Origin of the sequence: Candidatus Macondimonas diazotrophica, from assembly GCF_004684205.1 — a bacterium.
GTDB classification, from domain to species: Bacteria; Pseudomonadota; Gammaproteobacteria; order UBA5335; family UBA5335; genus Macondimonas; species Macondimonas diazotrophica.
The window spans coordinates 78,810-97,792 of record NZ_SRIO01000004.1 but is presented as its reverse complement, the minus strand read 5'-3'; the positions used below and the strand labels follow the sequence as shown (position 1 = coordinate 97,792).

The 18,983-nt window shown below is 63.4% G+C and carries 21 protein-coding genes; 15 read left to right on the top strand and 6 right to left on the bottom strand.

Going from position 1 to position 18,983, the window contains the following annotated elements; translation table 11 throughout:
- Positions 1–3: 3 nt before the first annotated feature.
- The 4 genes from fliE to fliS form a co-directional block, all read right to left on the bottom strand.
- Complete coding sequence (gene fliE, locus E4680_RS04335; protein ID WP_135281165.1) at positions 4–324, bottom strand: flagellar hook-basal body complex protein FliE; 321 nt, start codon at positions 322–324, stop codon at positions 4–6.
- Positions 325–396: 72 nt separating this feature from the next.
- Positions 397–942, bottom strand: coding sequence for a PilZ domain-containing protein (locus E4680_RS04330; protein WP_135281164.1), 546 nt, complete (start codon positions 940–942; stop codon positions 397–399).
- Positions 942–1,319: a flagellar protein FliT gene (fliT, locus tag E4680_RS04325; RefSeq protein ID WP_135281163.1), complete on the bottom strand. Its 378-nt coding sequence runs from the start codon at positions 1,317–1,319 to the stop codon at positions 942–944. The genes E4680_RS04330 and fliT overlap by 1 nt, the downstream gene beginning before the upstream one ends.
- Positions 1,316–1,750, bottom strand: a complete 435-nt coding sequence (fliS, locus tag E4680_RS04320; RefSeq protein WP_135281162.1) for a flagellar export chaperone FliS — start codon at positions 1,748–1,750, stop codon at positions 1,316–1,318. The genes fliT and fliS overlap by 4 nt, the downstream gene beginning before the upstream one ends.
- Positions 1,751–1,962: 212 nt before the next feature.
- Between fliS and E4680_RS14530 the strand changes: the two genes are divergently transcribed.
- The 13 genes from E4680_RS14530 to flgL all read left to right on the top strand — a co-directional run bounded on the left by E4680_RS14530 (position 1,963) and on the right by flgL (position 15,536).
- Complete coding sequence (locus E4680_RS14530) at positions 1,963–3,435, top strand: flagellin N-terminal helical domain-containing protein (protein WP_135281161.1); 1,473 nt, start codon at positions 1,963–1,965, stop codon at positions 3,433–3,435.
- A 141-nt stretch (positions 3,436–3,576) separates the two neighbouring features.
- The gene (gene fliD, locus E4680_RS04310) at positions 3,577–4,959 is read left to right on the top strand and encodes a flagellar filament capping protein FliD (RefSeq protein WP_135281160.1); all 1,383 of its coding nucleotides are present in this window, start codon (positions 3,577–3,579) and stop codon (positions 4,957–4,959) included.
- A gap of 177 nt (positions 4,960–5,136) precedes the next feature.
- Complete coding sequence (gene flgB / locus E4680_RS04305) at positions 5,137–5,535, top strand: flagellar basal body rod protein FlgB (RefSeq protein WP_135281159.1); 399 nt, start codon at positions 5,137–5,139, stop codon at positions 5,533–5,535.
- 2 nt (positions 5,536–5,537) lie between these two features.
- The gene (gene flgC, locus E4680_RS04300; RefSeq protein WP_135281158.1) at positions 5,538–5,966 is read left to right on the top strand and encodes a flagellar basal body rod protein FlgC; all 429 of its coding nucleotides are present in this window, start codon (positions 5,538–5,540) and stop codon (positions 5,964–5,966) included.
- A gap of 10 nt (positions 5,967–5,976) precedes the next feature.
- The gene (locus tag E4680_RS04295) at positions 5,977–6,642 is read left to right on the top strand and encodes a flagellar hook assembly protein FlgD (protein ID WP_135281157.1); all 666 of its coding nucleotides are present in this window, start codon (positions 5,977–5,979) and stop codon (positions 6,640–6,642) included.
- A 42-nt stretch (positions 6,643–6,684) separates the two neighbouring features.
- Positions 6,685–7,911, top strand: a complete 1,227-nt coding sequence (gene flgE, locus E4680_RS04290; RefSeq protein WP_135281156.1) for a flagellar hook protein FlgE — start codon at positions 6,685–6,687, stop codon at positions 7,909–7,911.
- A gap of 27 nt (positions 7,912–7,938) precedes the next feature.
- A complete protein-coding gene (gene flgF, locus E4680_RS04285; RefSeq protein ID WP_135281155.1) occupies positions 7,939–8,679 on the top strand; it encodes a flagellar basal-body rod protein FlgF in 741 nt (246 codons plus the stop codon).
- A gap of 23 nt (positions 8,680–8,702) precedes the next feature.
- Positions 8,703–9,488 (top strand): flagellar basal-body rod protein FlgG, encoded by a 786-nt coding sequence (gene flgG / locus E4680_RS04280; RefSeq protein WP_135281154.1) that lies wholly within the window; start codon positions 8,703–8,705, stop codon positions 9,486–9,488.
- Positions 9,489–9,512: 24 nt separating this feature from the next.
- Positions 9,513–10,199 (top strand): flagellar basal body L-ring protein FlgH, encoded by a 687-nt coding sequence (gene flgH / locus E4680_RS04275; protein ID WP_135281279.1) that lies wholly within the window; start codon positions 9,513–9,515, stop codon positions 10,197–10,199.
- Between the two features lie 15 nt (positions 10,200–10,214).
- A complete protein-coding gene (locus E4680_RS04270; protein ID WP_422666664.1) occupies positions 10,215–11,342 on the top strand; it encodes a flagellar basal body P-ring protein FlgI in 1,128 nt (375 codons plus the stop codon).
- A gap of 16 nt (positions 11,343–11,358) precedes the next feature.
- On the top strand, positions 11,359–12,447 hold the full coding sequence (flgJ, locus tag E4680_RS04265) for a flagellar assembly peptidoglycan hydrolase FlgJ (RefSeq protein WP_135281152.1): 1,089 nt from the start codon (positions 11,359–11,361) through the stop codon (positions 12,445–12,447).
- Between the two features lie 15 nt (positions 12,448–12,462).
- Positions 12,463–14,334, top strand: a complete 1,872-nt coding sequence (flgK, locus tag E4680_RS04260; RefSeq protein ID WP_135281151.1) for a flagellar hook-associated protein FlgK — start codon at positions 12,463–12,465, stop codon at positions 14,332–14,334.
- Positions 14,335–14,336: 2 nt separating this feature from the next.
- Entirely contained in the window at positions 14,337–15,536 is a 1,200-nt protein-coding gene (gene flgL / locus E4680_RS04255) for a flagellar hook-associated protein FlgL (RefSeq protein ID WP_135281150.1), read from the top strand.
- Here flgL and tilS read toward each other — a convergent pair.
- Positions 15,520–16,875 (bottom strand): tRNA lysidine(34) synthetase TilS, encoded by a 1,356-nt coding sequence (gene tilS / locus E4680_RS04250; protein WP_135281149.1) that lies wholly within the window; start codon positions 16,873–16,875, stop codon positions 15,520–15,522. The genes flgL and tilS overlap by 17 nt on opposite strands.
- Positions 16,876–16,881: 6 nt before the next feature.
- Complete coding sequence (locus E4680_RS04245; protein ID WP_135281148.1) at positions 16,882–17,841, bottom strand: acetyl-CoA carboxylase carboxyltransferase subunit alpha; 960 nt, start codon at positions 17,839–17,841, stop codon at positions 16,882–16,884.
- A 174-nt stretch (positions 17,842–18,015) separates the two neighbouring features.
- On the opposite strand from E4680_RS04245, the gene E4680_RS04240 reads away from it, so the two are divergent.
- Together E4680_RS04240 and E4680_RS04235 are read left to right on the top strand one after the other, a co-directional pair.
- Entirely contained in the window at positions 18,016–18,444 is a 429-nt protein-coding gene (locus tag E4680_RS04240; protein ID WP_135281147.1) for a hypothetical protein, read from the top strand.
- A gap of 93 nt (positions 18,445–18,537) precedes the next feature.
- The gene (locus E4680_RS04235; RefSeq protein WP_135281146.1) at positions 18,538–18,972 is read left to right on the top strand and encodes a hypothetical protein; all 435 of its coding nucleotides are present in this window, start codon (positions 18,538–18,540) and stop codon (positions 18,970–18,972) included.
- Positions 18,973–18,983: the final 11 nt, after the last annotated feature.

Sequence of the window (18,983 nt, the reverse complement as noted above, 5' to 3'; positions counted from 1 at the left end):
GTGTCAGATCGTCATGCGCATCACGTCCTGATAAGCGCTGACCACCTGATTGCGAATCTGCGTCAATGCCCGAAATGCCAGTCCGGCCTTCTGCGATGCGATCATGACCTCTGCCAGATCCACGCCGTCCTGCCCTGCCTCGAATCCGCTCGCCAGCGCTGCCGCCTGTTGCTGCTGGGCGTTGACATTGTCGATGCCTTGTTTGAGCAACGCGGCAAACGACTCATCCGAACCGGTTTCGGCATGGGATGGGCGGCTGCGGCTTTGCCCGCCCTGCTGGAGCGCATCGACGCCCACAGCGCTGATTCCACCGATGTCCTGCATGGTTCTCCTCCGTCAAGATTTCGTCCACCGCGGGGGTAGAAGCATGTTTCGGGCCAAGTTGCTCATTGCGCACTAGATCTGTTGACGCGCACGTGCCACTTCCTGTCTGTGCAGGCGAAACAGCAACTTCCCGAGCAACTCCTGGGTTTCTTCATTGTGGCCACGCCATTGCGCGTGAATGCGACAGCCGTCCGGCTCCGGGCTCACCCGTTCGACCTCGACCCAGAACGCGAGCGATCGGGACAAACGGGGCTCGGGATAGAACCGCAGCACGCCCCACTGCCCCGGCGCGCAGGTGCCAGGCTCCTGCCATTCAGCGGCAGCCTGGGTCAGCACGATCGGCCGCAATTCATGACGCCAGTCCGTTTCCTCGGTGCGATCGGCCAGCACCCACTGGGTCAACCAATCGATCCGTGCAGCCAACAGCGCCAGCTCGCCGGAAAATTCCCCTGAGCCGCCCGTGCTGAAGATCTCTTCGAACGCAAGCGTGAGCGCCATCAGGCGGGCTGCCTCCCGACCATCCGCGGCCAAGCGCGCTGGATCCGGAGCAGCCGACCGCTGCCAGTCATACGCGATGAGTGCGCGAACCTCTCCTGGCGACAGTCCGGCACGCTCCATCAGCCATGTCCGCCGTGACCGTGGCCGGAACCGGCGGCCGTCTGGTAGATGCGCACCGCACCTTGATGACGATGCATGCGCCGAAGATGCAGCGACAGTTCGGCATGCTGGGAATGCGCGAGATCCTCCAGATGGGATATCCGCTCTTGCAGACGCCTCAGGGCTTGCATCAACACAAAAGCTTCGGCCGCGGTCGACTGACCGGCACAGAGTCGACGCAGCCCTGTCTCGAACTCAGGCTGCGCGGCAGCCACGATGTCCCAGTCGCCGGCCAGCGCGGACGCCAACATCGACTGGCTCAACGTGTCCAGTTCGTCCAGCGTGCGCTGCCGCTCGGGCTGCAGTAGAGAAACCACCTCTCCCATCGGAGGGCTCATGGGATCGCCGGCGCAGACTCGGCCCGCGTAGCCGTTGCACCGGGCTGTATCTGTGGATCAATGGCCTCCCAAGCCGATCGGATTTGCCGGAGCAAGACCGTCACTTCATCGAGCAGATCCACCCGGCCATCCAGATTCGCCAACAGCAGGCGCTGCTGGAGATAGAGATAAAGCGCATCGAGGTTGCCTGCGATTTCGCCACCCTGAGCATGGTCGAGGCCGCTGCGCAGGCCTTCGATCAAGGTGATGGCACGACCGATCTGAACCCCCTTGGGTCCTGGCTCGCCCCGCATCAGATGTCCCCGCGCACAGGCAATGGCCCGTTCGGCGCCATCCATCAGCATCAGCACCAAGCGATGGGGCGATGCCGATTCCAACGCCCGCAGCGTGTCCACTTGGCGATAGGCGCGCAGTGCCTCTTCGTGCCCCATGTTCAGCCCTCTCACGTCCGGTTTTCGCGACAGGATTTTTAGCGACCGTCATAGCGCGTTCTTGAGCGCTGCCATCGCCCGTGCATCGGCGCCGCTCAAGCTGACCCGGGACCGGACCGATACCTTGGTGGGAGAGTTGAATCAGGACGGTATCACCGCCTGCAAACTCCGGATCCCACAAATATCGAAGAACGAAAGACCAGGAGAAAACCATGGCTGTGATCAACACCAACGTGATGTCGCTGAACACCCAGCGCAATCTCGGTTCCTCGCAAGGCATGCTGCAAACCGCCATGCAGCGTCTGTCCTCGGGCCTCCGCATCAACAGCGCCAAGGATGATGCGGCCGGCCTCGCTATTTCCGACCGCATGACCGCACAGATCCGCGGGCTGAATCAGGCGGCACGCAATGCCAATGACGGGATTTCGGTCGCTCAGACTGCCGAAGGCGCCCTCGGGGAAGTCACCAACGCGCTGCAACGCATCCGCGAGCTGGCCGTCCAGTCGGCCAATGACACCAACTCGGCCACCGACCGCGCCTCGCTGCAGAAGGAAGTGGCCCAGCTCCAGCAGGAAATTACCCGCATTGCCACCCAGACCTCGTTCAACGGCAAGACCCTGCTCGACGGCAGCTTTTCCAATGCGGTATTCCAGGTTGGTGCCTACCAGGGACAGACCATCAGCTTCGGCATCGGTAGCTCCAAGGCCACCGATATCGGCGCGAATCAGGCCAGCTCCAACACGAATGTGGGCGGCGCGCTGACGGCCGCGGCCGACGTCACCGGCGGAAACAACGTGGCTTCCCAGTCGCTGACCATTTCCGGCACCACCGGCACGGCCGCCGTCACCGTGGGCGCTGATGCCACGGCGCGCGATGTGGCCGCGCTCGTCAATGCCCAAAGCGCCACCACTGGCGTGACCGCCACCGCGCGCACCGAGGCGACCATCGATAGCCTCAGCGCGGCCGGCACCGTGACCTTCGATCTCTATGGCGCGAACGGCACCGGCGAGACGATTTCGGCCAACGTAATCAGCACCTCCGACCTGTCAGCGCTGTCCGAGGCCATCAACAGCAAGGCGGCCACCACTGGCATTACCGCCGAACTGTCCTCCGACAAGGCCTCCATCAAGCTGATCAGCGCGGAAGGCTATGACATCGGCGTGGAAAACTTCGTCCACTCCGGCGATGCCGGGGAAACCCTGGATGTCGAAGGCGTCAGCCTGACCGGCCCCACGGGTGGCACCGCAGCCGCCACCGACAGCCTGGTGGTGGGCGGCAAGGTATCGTTCAACGCCGCCAGTAACTACACCCTGACCAGCGACGATGGCACCAGCACCGTACTGAACGCGAGTACGGTAGCCAGCTCGCTGTCTTCGGTGGCCAGCCTGTCGGTCGGCACCCAGACGGGCGCCAGTGATGCGCTGGCGGTGGTCGACGGCGCTTTGGCGTTCGTGGCCGACCTGCGCGCCGGCCTGGGCGCGGTGCAGAACCGCTTCAGCACAGCCATTTCCAATGCCCAGACCACTTCTGAAAATGTCAGTGCGTCCCGCTCGCGGATCTTGGACGCTGATTTCGCGGCCGAAACCGCCAATCTGACCAAAGCCCAGATCCTGCAGCAGGCGGGCACGGCGATCCTGGCCCAGGCCAACCAGGTGCCCCAGACGGTGCTCTCGTTGCTGCGATAAGAAAAGCGAAAGCCCCAAAAAATGCCGCAGCCCCGCTTTTCGGGCTGCGGCTACTCTTCAATAAAGGGTGTCCGGCGATATCAGCATCTCGGTTCCGGCAATCGCTGCCCGACCCCGACCCCCACCAATCGGGAGTGAGTCATGGCATCCATCAGCTCTCCGGGTCTCGGTTCGGGACTGGATGTCAACGCCTTGGTGCAAGGCTTGGTACAGGCCGAACAACAGCCTGCGCAATTGCGCCTGGATCAGCGCGAGACGCAACTGCAGACACGCTTGTCGGCATTCGGCGCACTGAAAGGGGCCTTGGTCGCCTTGCGCGACAGCCTGACTGCCTTGAGCGGCTCCGGGTTGTTCGGTCAGATCAAGGCCACGATTTCACAACCGGAATTGTTTACGGCCACGGCCTCGAGCGACGCAAGCGCCGGCGAATACCGCATTGAAGTCGTGCAGATGGCAAGCGCCCACAAATTGCTCTCAGGTGCTTTCGCAGCGAATACCGCGATCGGCACCGGAACACTGGCGATTACCGCGGGTGGAACTTCATTCGAGGTGGCAATCGATGAGAACGGCCAGACACTGAGCGCCATCCGGGATCGCATCAACGCGGCCACTGGCAACCCGGGCATCGTGGCCCGAGTGGTCGACGGCGACGATGGCCAACACCTGATTCTCACCCAAGGCAAGACGGGCAGCGATCAAGCCATCACCATCACCACAAGTGGGGGCAATGGCGGACTGGCAAGCCTGGTCCATGACCCGCTCAATGCCGTGACCGGCAATTACACCGAGCAAAGCCCGGCGCACAATGCGCAGATTCGGATTGACGGCGTCTTGCGCAGCAGTCCGACCAACCGCATCGAGGATGTGGTGGACGGCGTGGATCTGGAGCTGCTCGCTGCCAATCCCGGCAACCCGGCCGATATGCAATTGGCGCTGGACTCGACCGGGGCGAAGGACGCCATCAAGAAATTTATCGAAACCTACAATGCATTGATCAGCACCCTCGGCAACCTCAGCCGCTATGACCCCGAGTCCAAGTCCGCCGGCCCGCTCCTGGGAGACTCCGCGGCACGCGCCCTGGGCGCGACACTCCGCCGCGAACTCAGCACCCCCTTGAGCGACACCACGAATGACCTGCGCGTATTGAGCGCCATTGGCATCACGAGCGACAAGGCGGGGAATCTCACGCTGAAAGCATCTCGGCTCGATGAGGTACTCAAGAACGACCCTACGGCCGTGTCAGCCCTATTGACCGGCGATGGCGGCCTGCTCGATCGGCTGGAGCCGGTCGTCACCGGCTATGGCGGCACCAGCGGTGTGGTCGATGCCCGCACCCGCAGTTTGCAGGACGCCATCCGCGGATTGACCCAGGACCGGGAGCGACTGGATCAACGCATGGAAAATCTGCAGAACCGCTACCTCGCCCAGTTCACGGCCTTGGACAAGCTTGTCGGCCAGCTTCAGAGCACCAGCAGTTTTCTCACCCAGCAGATTGCCAACATGAATGCGCTCAACAGCCGCTGAACCCTGTGCCAGAGGATTGACGCTCGAACGGCCCGTGATCACGTGTTTCCGGCGCAATCCGGGCCAAAAGCGGATTCGCCGCACTGCGGCCGTGTGCCAAATGATTGATTGAAAACAAATGGCCCGATATTTGCTGGTGACCACGCGATGCGGGCGCTTTCTGCGGAGACAGCCACGATGAAACCTGCCTTCTCGAACAGTCTGGGAATTCACGAAGACGCACTGAAAGTCTGGACGGCGCGCACGCGTCTGCTTGCCGCCAACATTGCCAATGCCGATACGCCTGGATTTCTGGCCAAGGACGTGGACTTCAAGGCCGTCCTGTCTCGGGCCACCAGCCAATCCGGGAACCTCGCGCTTTCCGGGACCGATGCACGACATCTGCCCTCCAGCGGCGTGCACGACCACGTCCGTTACCGGGTCCCGACCCAACCGGCGCTGGACGGCAACAGCGTCGACCTGCAACAGGAACAGGGCGCGTTTGCGGAAAACGCGGTGCATTACCAGGCCACGCTGCAGTTCATCCAGAGCCGTCTGCGCAGCCTGCAACAGGCCATCACTGGGGGAGAACGCTGACCATGTCGCTGTTTGATGTCTTTACCATCGCTGGCTCGGCACTGGAAGCGCAATCGGTCCGGCTCAACCTGACGGCCAGCAACATGGCGAACGCAAACAATGTGGCCGGCTCGGCTCAGGAGGCCTATCGCGCCCGTCAGCCTTACTTCGCCCCCTTGTTGAAGGATGCGCTCGCCTCGACGAATGGCAACGACGTCGCCGCTGCCGGCGTTCGCACCTTGGGCGTTCTGGAAAACCCGGCGCCGCCCCCACGCCTGTATCAACCTGGCCATGCGCTGGCCGATAAGGACGGATATGTCTACGGCAGCAACGTCAATCCAATCGACGAACTGGTCAACATGATTTCCGCATCCCGCTCTTACCAGAACAACGTCGAGGTGCTCAATACCAGCAAGGAATTGCTGCTGCGCACCCTCATGCTGGGCCAATAGGAGGCACGCCATGACGGCCATCCCGACCAATAGCACCATTGATTCGCTGGGCTTGTCCGTGGCCCAGAAATCCACCGCCTCGACCCAAGGCGAGTTGGGGCAGGATGACTTTTTGCTGCTGATGACGACCCAGCTGCGCAATCAGGATCCGACCCAGCCGATGGATAACGGTGCCTTCCTCGGTCAACTGGCACAGTTCAGCACCGTCAGCGGCATCCAGGAAATGCAAGCAGGCTTCGCAGACCTCGCCAACAGTCTGTACACCAATCAGGCCTTGCTCGGCTCATCGCTGGTTGGACGCAAGGTCTTGATTCCGGCCACGACGGTGACCCTTGCAGAACAAGGCACCATTCAAGGCCAGCTCCCAGCCGACGCCGGCCCCGACACCCGGATCAGAATCCTCGACGCGGCCGGCCAGCCGGTACGCACCCTCGCCCCAACGCGGACCGAGAATGGAATGTCATTTACCTGGGATGGCCTGGATGCCAATGGTGAGCGCCTCGCTCCGGGGGATTATCGGGTGGAAACCGTCGGAACGGCGGGCAATTACGCGCCGGGCATTGCGCTCGAAATGGAAGTGAGCAGCGTAAGCCTTGGCCGGACCGGTCAGGCGCTTCGCCTGAATCTAGCCAATGGCCAAAGCGTCGAACTGACCCAGGTGCAGCAGATTCGCTGATCGTAACCCCCAGTCTCTACCCAGCTTTCCGAGGATTCCGTCATGAGTTTCCAAGTCGCACTGACCGGCCTGTCCGCCGCTTCCACCGACCTTGCCGTGACCGCCAACAACATCGCCAATAGCAACACCACCGGCTTCAAGGAATCACGTACCACCTTCGCCGATGTCTATGCCGTGTCCTACCAAGGAATCAGCGCCACCACACCCGGCAGCGGCGTGCGGGTCGCCGGTGTCCAGCAACAGTTCAGCCAGGGCAGCATCGATTACACGAACAACAACCTCGATCTGGCGATCAGCGGCGATGGCTTTTTCATCGTCAGTCAGGGCGGAAGCCCCGAGTACACCCGCGCCGGATCGTTCGCCGTGGATCGGGACGGCTATGTCGTTGCACCCACCGACGGCGCGCGCCTGCAGGTTTATCCGCCCATCAGCGGCTCCGAAAGTTTCAATACCGGCGGACTCGCCGACCTGAGACTGGAAGCTGGCGCCGGGGCGCCGCAGGCCTCGAGCATCATTCAGCTCGGCGCCAACTTCAAGGCCGACGCAACGCCCCCGCCCGTCGCCACATTCGATCCGGCCGACCCCGAAAGCTACAACAACGCCGTCTCCACGACGGTCTACGATTCGCTGGGCACGGCGCGCACAGCGACGCTCTACGTCGTCAAGGACAGCGCCACGCCGAACACCTGGTCCAGCTATCTCTACGTCGACGGAACCGCCGTCGGCGCCGCGCAACCCGTCACCTTCAACGCCAACGGCAGCCTCGCCACGCCTGCAGGCGGCAGTGCGGCCTATGGCGCATTTACCCCGACCAATGGCGCCGACCCGTTGAATCTGACCGTCGACTTCTCCGGCACCACGCAATACGGCGGCAGCTTCAGTACCAACCGGCTGACGCAGGACGGCTATGCCAGCGGTGAGTTGAGCGGCATCGACATCGACAGCAGCGGCGTGGTGCAGGCGCGCTACAGCAATGGCCGGTCGATCCCGCTGGGGAAAATCGCCCTGGCCGATTTTCCCAATCCTGAGGGCCTGCAGAAACAGGGCGATACGCGCTGGACGGAAACCTTTGCCTCCGGTGCGCCGCTGCGCGGCGAGGCCGGTACCAGTAGCCTCGGGTTGATCCAATCGGGGGCGCTGGAAGCATCCAATGTCGACCTGACAGCGGAGCTGGTGCAGATGATCATTTCGCAGCGCGGCTTTCAGGCCAATGCACAGATGATCTCCACCATGGATGAAATCACGCAGACCGTGATCAACATCCGCTGATCCGGCGGCTGAGGAGGGCTCCGAACCATGGACAAAATGCTGTACATCGCCATGAGCGGCGCCGGCCAGATCCAGCGTGCACAAACGCAGATCAGCCACAACCTCGCCAACGCCAGCACGGTCGGATTCAAGGCGGATCTGGATGCCTTCCAGGCACGCGCGCTTTACGGCGACGGTCATCCAAGCCGGGTGTATACCGAAGCCGCCCGCTCGGGATTCGATCGCGCTGCGGGTGCACTCATCCCGACCGGCGGTGAACTCGACGTGGCCATCGAGGACCGTGGATTCATCGCCGTCCAGGCTCCCGATGGCGGTGTGGCCTATACCCGTGCGGGCGATTTGCGACTGACCAATACCGGCTTGCTGGAAACGGGTGCCGGCCATCCGGTGCTGGGACAAAACGGCCCCATTGTCCTGCCGCCCGGCAGTCGGATCGAAATCGGGCGGGACGGGACCCTTTCCCTCGTCCCGCCCGGCGAGCGTCCCAATACCCTGGCGGTCCTGGATCGCGTCGAGTTGGCCGATCCGGATCCAGCGCAGTTGACCAAGGATGAGGCCGGTCTGTTTCGGCTGCCCGACGGCCAGCGCGCCGATCCCTCGGCGGAGGTCCGCCTGATTCCCGGCATGCTCGAGGCCAGCAATGTCCAGGCCAGCCGCGCGTTGATCGACATGATCGCCCTCGCTCGGCAATACGAGATGCAGGTCAAGCTGATGAAAACAGCCGAAGACAACGACGCTGCAGCCAGCCAGCTGCTGCGGATGGAATAAATCGCTGAGAGAAGGAAACACTGATGGATCCGGCACTTTGGGCTTCGAAAACCGGTCTGGATGCCCAGCAGACCCGCATGGCGACCATTGCCAACAACCTGGCCAATGCCAACACCACCGGCTTCAAGCGCGGCCGGGTGGTATTCGAGGATCTGATCTATCAGAACCTGCGTCAGGTCGGTGCTCAGAGCAGCCAGCAGACCCAATATCCTTCCGGTCTCAACCTGGGGACGGGTGTGCGCGTGGTGGCCACCGAAAAAATCTTTACCCAGGGCAACCTGGTCCAGACCGGCAACGCGCTGGACCTCGCCATCCAGGGACGCGGCTTTTTCCAGATCCTGATGCCGGATGGCAGCCTGGGCTATACCCGTGATGGCTCGTTCAATCTGAATGATCAAGGCCAGCTGGTGACCGCCAATGGCTATGTCGTCCAGCCCGGCATCACCATTCCTCAAGGCGCGCAAAGCGTGACCGTCGGTGGCGACGGAACGGTCACCGTGCAGCTTCCCGGTCAGGCCGCCCCGGTGCAGCTCGGCGCCCTGCAAACCGCGGATTTCGTCAATCCCACGGGCCTGCAACCGCAAGGCCAGAACCTGTTCATGGAGTCCGCTGCCTCGGGCCCGGCGCAGCTCGGCACCCCGGGGCTCAACGGCCTGGGCACGCTGCTGCAAGGCACCGTCGAAAGCGGCAATGTGAATGTGGTGGAAGAGCTCGTGAACATGATCGAGACCCAACGTGCTTATGAAATGAACTCCAAGGCCATCAGCACGACGGATCGCATGCTCGAATATCTCAACAACAATCTGTAAGACCACACCGCCGTGAACGCGCTGCTGCATCGATCGCGAACCCTCCCCGGACTCGGCCTGGCGACCGCCTGGCTGCTGGTTGGCTGCGCCGGAGCGCCGCCGACCCGGGTGACCGAGGTTCCCCCGCCCACATTGCCCGCGGTTCAGCCGATCGACAAAAGCCCCAACGGGGCCATCTACCGGCCGGAAACCGAACGGGCGCTGTTCGAGGATCGAACGGCACGGCGCGTGGGCGACGTGCTGACCATCGTCCTCACGGAGCGCACCGACGCAAGCAAGAGTGCCTCCACCCAGACTTCCAAGAGCCAGAGTGTGGAGATCGCCGACCCGACCCTGTTCGGCCGAAACGTCACCTGGGGCGGCAAACCGCTGTTGAGCGCGTCGATCGAAGGCGATCGCGATTTCAATGGCGAAGGCGCCAGCCAGCAAAGCAACCGACTCACTGGCAGCGTCACGGTCCAGGTCGTGGGCCGCCATCCAAACGGCAACCTGCTGGTGAAAGGTGAAAAATGGCTCACCCTGAACCAGGGACAGGAATTGGTGCGGGTCGAAGGCATTGTGCGGCCAACCGACATCACGCCGGACAACACCGTGGCCTCGACGCAGGTGGCCGATGCCCGGATCACCTACAGCGGGCGCGGCGCGCTGGCCGACAGCAACGCGATGGGATGGCTGGCGCGGTTTTTCAATCATCCCGTGTGGCCGTTCTAGGGAGGCATGATGCGTCTGCAATCCTTACATGGCCGCGTGCGGCAACGGATTCTCATCGGCCTGCTGCTGATGATCACCTCGGGCGTCCCGATCGCACAGGCCGAACGCGTCAAGGATCTCGCCAGCGTGCAGGGTGTTCGCAGCAACCAGCTGGTAGGCTACGGCCTGGTCGTCGGGCTGGACGGCACCGGAGATCAGACCAGCCAGGCCCCCTTCACCATCCAGAGCATCCGGAACATGCTGGCCGAATTCGGCATCATCGTTCCGCCGGATGCCAATCCGCAGCTCAAGAATGTGGCCGCGGTCTCGGTACAGGCCGAGTTGCCGGCCTTTGCCAAGCCGGGCCAGCGCATCGATGTCACCGTGGCCTCTATCGGCAATGCCAAGAGCCTGCGCGGCGGCAGCCTGCTGATGACGCCGCTCAAAGGCGCCGATGGCCGGGTGTACGCCATGGCACAGGGCAATCTGGCCGTCGGCGGCCTGGGCGTATCGGGACGCGATGGATCTCGTATCAGCATCAACATCCCGAGCGCCGGCCGAATTCCCGGCGGCGCTTCGGTGGAACGGGAAGTCCCCAGCGGTTTCGCCCACGGCGACGCGATCCAGCTGAACCTGCACAACCCTGATTTCACCACCGCCAACCGCCTGTCGGAAGCCATCGAACAACGCTTCGGGTCGGGAATCGCACGCGCCCAGGACGCCGCATCGGTCACCATCCGGGCCCCTGCCAGCGCCGAACATCGCGTGGCCTTTCTCGCGGCGCTCGAGAACCTTGAACTGGAGCCAGGGGGAGCCCCGGCCAGAATCATCGTCAACAGCCGAACCGGAACGGTGGTCATCAATCAGGAAGTGCGTGTCTCCCCCGCCGCCGTGACGCACGGCAGTCTGACCGTCACGATTCGCGAGGATTTTCGTGTGTCCCAGCCCGAACCGTTCGGCCAGGGCCGCACCGTCGTGACGCCGGACACGGGCATTGAAGTGAGTCAAGCGAACAATCGCATGTTCCTGTTCGCACCCGGCGTGGGTCTCGCCGAGATCGTCCGGGCTGTCAACGAAGTGGGCGCCGCGCCCGGCGATCTGGTCGCCATACTGGAAGCGCTCAAGGAAGCCGGTGCCCTGCGTGCCGAGCTGGTTGTGATCTGATTCCGAGGATGTCCGCATGATCCATGCCCCCAATACCTTTGCTGCCGACCCAAAGAGCCTGGATACCTTGCGGGAGCGGCTCCGCAATGAGCCGGATCAGGGGCGAACCGAAGTGGGACGTCAATTCGAGTCGCTGTTTATTCAGATCATGCTCAAGAACATGCGCAGCGCGACCATCAGCCCCGGCGTGACCGACTCGGATCAGAGCCAGTTCTATCAGGAACTGTTCGATACCCAGATCAGCCAGCAACTGGCTCAGGGACAGGGCCTCGGTATCGGAGAACAGGTGACCCGCCAGCTTGATCCGGCACCCGTGCGGCCGCGCGCCGACTCGTCCGCGGAGGCGGCCGCACCTGGACTGTTTCAGAATCTGACGCTGAACCGGCCCACTCTGACCCCGCCGACGCACGCCGTCCGGCCAGCGCCTCTCCCGGCCTTCACCGCGTTCGCAGCGGCGCCACTTCGCTCCGCCCCCGCGTCGGGTCATGCCGAACCGGCGCCGCGCGCGCGCAGCGTCGAACCGGTCAATCGGCCACCGCAACTGGCCGCCCCTGCTCGCGATGCAATGGCGACCCGGATCGCATCCGCTGCCGAACGTGTCGATTGGCCGCCGAACTCGCCGGAAGCCTTCATCGGCGCCCTCTGGCCCCATGCCCAACGGGCCGCCGAGGATCTCGGAGTCTCGCCCAAGGTGCTCCTGGCCCAGGCCGCTCTCGAAAGTGGTTGGGGGAAGCGTCAGATACGGCATCCCGATGGCCGCACGAGTTTCAATCTGTTCGGCATCAAGGCCGGCCGCGGCTGGGAGGGTGAACGCGTACGGGTATCGACGCTGGAATACACCGGTACCGTGAGCGAGCGGCGGCTGGAGCACTTCCGGGCCTATGATTCGTTGTCGGACGCCTTTGCTGATTATGTCCGGCTGCTCAAGAACAATCCCCGTTATCAGGATGCGCTGGGCGCCGGCAATGATCACGGCGCCTTTGCCGATGCCTTGCAACGCGCCGGTTACGCTACCGACCCGAACTATGCCGCGAAGATCAAGCGCATCATGGCGACGCGCATGACCCATTTGGATCAACCCGAACCCGGCACGAGCCTGGTTTGATCGGAGTCGTTCGTCATGGCCGACATGTTTTCTTCCGGGGTATCCGGGCTTCTGGCCTTCCAGAACGCCCTGACGACCACCAGTCACAACATCAGCAATGTCGCCACCGAGGGCTACAGCCGTCAGCGGGTCGAGCTGGGCACCCGCCCCGCCGAACTGCAGAACGATTTCTACCTCGGAACCGGCGTCAATAGCCAAACCGTCCGGCGCAGCTACGATCAATTGCTGACCGAGCAGGTCCGCAACACGGGCAGTGCAGCCGCGCAGATGGATCGCTATGCGACACTCGCCGCTCGCCTCGACAACCTGCTTGCGGCGCCTGGCACCTCCATCTCTCCCATGCTGACGCAGTTTTTCAACGACATCGAGCGCCTTGCGGAAAACCCATCCGGCATCCCCGAACGTCAGGTGGTGCTGACCGATGCCGAGTTGCTTGTGGATCGTTTCAACGCGCTCGACGCACAGTTGAACAACCTGCAAGCCGAGACGAACAGTCAAATCGCAAGCGATGTCACGGAAATCAATCGACTTTCCAGAAATGTCGCCGAGCTCAACGGACAAATCGCACTCGCTCAAAGTCGGGCCAACGGCACGCCCCCGAATGATCTGCTCGATGCGCGTGACGAAGCCCTGCGCCAGCTGGGAGAAAAAGTTTCGATTCAGACCGTTGCCCAGGACAACGGCGCGGTCAATGTGTTTGCAGGTAGCGGTCAGGCCCTGGTTGTGGGGCAGACCGCAACGCCGCTGGCCACCGTCGCCAATGCCTATGAACCGACTCGACTGGAAATTGCCTATGGCAGCCCCACTGGTCCCCAGGTGAGCAACCAGCTCACCGGCGGCAGTCTCGGCGGGACACTGGCCTTTCGGCGCGAAACGCTCGACGTCGCACGCAACAGTCTGGGCCAGCTGGCGATTGGCGTTGCCGAGACGGTCAACGAACAACATCGCATGGGCATGGATCTCAACGGTCAGTTGGGCGCCGCGGTCTTTGCAATCGATGCCCCGGGGGTTCTGCCGCATCGCGACAATGCCGGCACCGCGACCGTGGCAGCGAGCATCACCGATCCCCGAGCGCTGACGGCATCCGACTACCAGGCGCGTTACGATGGCAGCCAATGGGAGATCACCCGCCTGTCGGATGGCATGCAGACCAGCGGCAACCTGCCGTTGGCGCTGGACGGCATCACCATCGACCTCACCGGAACGCCGGCGGCGGGCGATCGGTTCCTGATCCAGCCGACTGCGGGAGGAGCGGCCAGTCTGCGCGTGGTGATCGATGACCCCCGCGAACTCGCCGCAGCCAGCCCCGTTCGTACCCGCGCTGCCCTCAGCAACGCGGGAACGGGGCGCATTGATGCCGGGCTCGTCGTCGATCCGACCGATCCCGCCCTGATGACGCCAGTCACCATCGAATTCCTCACGCCCACCACCTATTCCATCAATGGCAGCGGCAGTTTTGCCTACAGCGCGGATGCCGCAATCGCCATGAATGGCTGGGAGATCCGGATCAATGGGGCACCTCAAGCGGGCGATCAGTTCACCGTCGCGCCAAACAGCGGCGGCGTCGGCGACAACCGCAACGCATTGGCGCTGGCCGGGCTGCAATCACAAAGCCTGCTGGACGGCGGGAGCGCAACCTACGGTGAGCGGTACGAGCGTGTGGTGGGTGAAGTGGCCAATCGCAGTCGTCAGGCCGCGCTGGGACGGGACACGCAACGCCTGCTCGTCGATCAGGCCCGCGCGGCGCGCGATGCGGTCTCCGGCGTGAACCTGGACGAAGAAGCGGCGCAGATGTTGCGGTTTCAGCAGGCCTATCAAGCCGCCGCGCAGGTCATCGCGACGGCAGATGGCCTGTTCCAAACCCTGCTGGACGCCTTGCGGAGATAACCATGCGCATTTCTACCGCCCAAGCTCAAAGCCAACTGGTCCAGACGATGCTGGACAAACAAACCCAGCTCGCGCGCACTCAGCAGCAACTGGCGACCGGCCAGCGTCTGCTCGCCCCCGCCGACGATCCCTCGGCGGCGTTGCGGACACTGGCGCTGGATCGCGCCCTGGATCGGCTGACCACGTTCGGGCGCAACAGCGATCTGGCTCAAAGCCGCCTGCAGGCCGAGGAAGGCGCACTGGCGGCCATGGGGGACATCCTGTTGCGCGCACGCGAGTTGGCACTGCAGGCCAATACGGCGGCACAGGATGGCCTCAGCCGGAACGCGATCACCGCCGAATTGCGCGTACTCCAGGATCAGCTTCTGGATGTCGCGAATCAGACCGATGCGCAGGGCGAGTTCCTGTTCGGGGGGTATCAGAGCCGGCAAACGCCATTCCTGCGCGACGCCAGCGGCACCGTCAGCTATACGGGCGATGCAGGCCAACGCTTGGTGTCCATCGGCCAGAATCGGCTCGTGGCCGTCAGTGATTCCGGCGAGCGGGTCCTGCTCACGGCGCGCGACGGCAACGGCGTCTTCCGCACGGCTGCCGAATCCGCCAATACCGGCAGCGGGCGCATCGATGCCGGCAGTGTCGTGGACCGGTCCGCATGGGTCGCGGACACCTATACCCTGGTCATGACGACGCCTGATCAATACGAGATCCGCGATGGCACCGGCGGTGTCATCGGCTCAGGGGCATATGTCGCCGACAGTGCCATCGTGTTCAACGGCATTCAGGTCACGGTCAGTGGTACACCTAAGGCCGGCGATCAGTTTCAGCTCCGTCCCAGCGCGCATCAGGACATCTTCAGCACATTGGCTCAGGTGACCCAGGCGGTATCCAGCCTGGATGGCGATCCGGCTGAATCCGCCCGTGAAATCAGCGCGCTCGGACGTGGCATCGAGGAAATCGATCAAGCGCTGAGCCATCTGCAAACCATCCGCACGGAGGTGGGCAGCCGCATGGCGACGCTCGATCAGCAACGGGAAATCAATGCCGATGAGGTCCTGAACCTGCAATCCCTGCGCTCGCAGTTGCAGGATCTGGATTACACCGAGGCAATCGGCCGGTTGAATCTCCAAACCGTGGCCCTGCAGGCCGCTCAGCAGAGCTATCTCAAGGTTCAAGGTCTGTCGCTGTTCAACCTGATGCGCTGACCGGCCATGGTAGCCCTTCGGGGCGCGACCAACGCAGCCGCGCGCCGACCGCATTCGGGGGAGCGGCGAAAGCCGCTGCGACCCATGTCTCGGCCACCGCTGCCAGTTCCCCGTCCACCCAGAGCAGCGGCAAGCGATCGCGGACCCAGGGGGCGATCCCCGCTTGGCGGCACAGTTCGGTCAGGAGTTTGCGATGCACCTGACCCGGCAGACGGATTCGCTCGCCGCCACGCCGGAAGCGGACTTCCACATGGCGGCCTGTGAGGCGTGCCGGATCGAGGCCGCCCAGCGTGGATTCCAGATCCAGGGTCCCCAACCCGGACGGCAACGCCAGAGGACCGCGGGGATCCGGCCAGTCCAGACTGCCCGATGGCGCGTCGGGCAGCGGCGCCATGGCATAGGCGTAATGCCGGTGGCGCCGAATCTCCCCGCCCCGATAGCGCAGCAGCACCTGCCGATCGGTGCCCGCATGCGCCAATTGCTGCGCAATGGTGCTCAGCATGCGCGCACTCGGCAATGGCAAGCCGATACGCGCAAGCCAATGACGAAGCAACAGGTCGCGTTCGACGCGGGAATGGGCAAGCCACGGCGCCAAGGCCAGTGCGCCGTCGATCACGACCGCTGTATGCGCGTTGGCTTCCGACCAGCACTCGAGCTGGCGCGCAGCCTGGGCACAATGGTGGGCGCTGCGCGACACCGTCTGCGCCGCCTGCGGCCAGCGTTTGCGCAACAGCGGCAGCACCACACCGCGCAGGAAGTTGCGATCCAAGGACGGATCCGCGTTGCTCGGATCCTCGAGCCACCGCAATCCGCGACGCACCGCGTAGTCGTGTAACTGCGCCCGCGTGAGCGACAGGAGCGGTCGCGCCACAAAACCCGGGGCAAGACGACGCCACGGCGCGATCGCCGCCAAACCGGCCGGGCCCGCACCGCGCAGGGCCTGGAGCAGAAAGGTCTCGAGCTGGTCATCGGCGTGATGGGCCGTTAACAGCACTTGGCCCGCATCGAGCTGCGCAGCCAGCGCAGCATAGCGAGCTTCGCGCGCCCAGGCCTCCACACTCGCCCCGGTCGGGGGATCGTCCGTCAGCGTGAGAAGCGTGAAGTCGATCTCCCGCTCCTGGCACCATACCCGACAGTGCGCACCCCAGTCGGCACTGTTCGGATGCAACCTGTGATCGACATGAATGGCGTGAAAGGGTGGCAGTGCGCTCCGGTCCTGCAGGACCAGATCCATCAGCACCGTCGAGTCGAGGCCGCCGCTGAATCCGATATGCCAGCGGGACGCGTCAGGCCAGTGCTGAACGACCTGCCGGAAGGCATCTCGCACAGCTGCGGTCACGACCGCTCAACTCTCCCGATAGGGCCCATATCCCATCAGCCGCTCCCGACGCCGCTCAATCAGTCGCGCCCGATCGAAGGTCTGCAATTCGTCGAGACTCTGGATCAGAAAACTCTTCAGACGCTCCGCCATCAAGACAGGGTCGCGATGCGCGCCCCCCAAGGGTTCTTCGATCACCGTATCGATCAAACCGAGTTCGAGCACCCGATCCGACGTGATGCCCATGGCTGCAGCGGCCTCCTCGGCGCGCGCGGCATCCTTCCACAGGATGGAGGCACAGCCTTCCGGCGAGATCACCGAATAGATCGAATACTGCAGCATCGCCACCCGATCGCCGACGCCGATGGCCAGCGCGCCACCGGAGCCGCCTTCGCCGATTACCGTGCACACGATGGGGGTCCCCAACCGCGCCATGACGAACAGATTTCGGGCAATGGCCTCGCTCTGTCCCCGCTCTTCCGCATCGATTCCGGGGTAGGCGCCCGGCGTATCGATCAGGGTGAGCACCGGCAGGTCGAAGCGCTCAGCCATTTCCATCAGGCGTTGCGCCTTGCGATAGCCTTCCGGGCGCGGCATGCCGAAGTTACGCCGGATCTTTTCCTTGGTGTCGCGGCCCTTCTCCTGGCCGATCACCATGACGGGCCGGCCGTCCAGCCGCGCCACGCCGCCCACGATGGCCGCGTCATCCGCAAACGACCGGTCACCGTGCAGTTCCTCGAAATCGGTGAAGATCGTCTGAATGTAATCAAGTGCATGCGGGCGACGGGTATGCCGCGCCAATTGCGAGACCTGCCAAGGCGTGAGCTTTGAAAAAATCGTCGCGGTCAACGCCCGGCTCTTGGCTTCGAGACGCTGGATTTCTTCGCTGATGTTGACTGCGGAGTCATCCCCTACATGCCGGAGTTCTTCGATTTTCGCTTCGAGTTCGGCGATGGGCTTTTCAAATTCAAGGAAGTTGAGCTGCATGGTCTGCCTGTCGTCAGATCGGCGAGGGCCACATTGCACCAGAAAACCCCCTCGCTGTCCAAGCCAGACCGAATTCATTCTGCGCCGCGATCGCTCAGCGTCCCAACCCTCGTGCCGATAAGGCGATTACTGGCAGTCGGAAACAATAGCCGGTCCACCGAGGAGGAGAAAATCGTGAGAAGAGTCACATCTTGCGCCTGGGTACTTTCTGCGGCATTGGCCCCGTTTACGGTTCAGGCCGAACTGATTGAGCTGTCAGACGCCGAACTGAGCCGTATCGAGGGCACCAATGGGCTTGGCACCTGGAATCCGGGACCCGCCATGATCGAGCCACAGCAGCCGGCCGTTCCGATTTCCAGTCCCTGGACGCTCAATGCCGAATGGGAGGCAATCGGACTCAGCCTTCCCACCGTCGCGCCCCCGTTCACCTGGGCCATGAGCCTGCGCGATTCCCTCGATCCGGTGACGTTGCCTTCGATTCAGCCTTTCGCGTCCAGATTGCATTCATTCCCCGGGCTGGCAGGAACGGTCACCGGCGCTTCTCTGAGCCTGGCCGGCGCCTATCTGCTCACGCTGAATGGGCAGTACATCCTGGCGCGTTGATCGCCGGCACGCGCCACCATCAGCCCGACGATCCGTATTGCGATGTCGCCCGCGCTACAATCAGCGCTGTTCGCGAAACCAAGGGATTGGAAGATGACCAGGGGATGGTCCAGCCAAAGCCTGCGTGCCATGGGATGGGCAATAGCGGCTTATTTCGCCGCCATGGTCATCAGCAGTGTCGCCCTGTCCGGGCTCACCCGGCTTTATCTGGGTGTCCGGGGATGGGATGACGCCCAGATTCATGACTTCTTGACCCGGCAATTTCAGTCCTATCCCCAAATGGTGCTGGCCATCCTACCCGGCGTGTCGGCGGCCGGGGCGGCGGGATACACGGTAGCGAACCGCGTCACCGCGCTGGAATATTGGCATGCCCTCGGCATCGCGCTGCTGACTGCGCTGATCTTCACTGGGCCCGTGATGACGCGCTTGCCGCTGTGGTATACGCTCATGACCGTGACGCTGAGCGTGGTCGCGGCGCTTTTCGGCGCTTCATTTCCCAAGAGATACAGAATGACATCAAACCCTTGATTCGCAGGGGA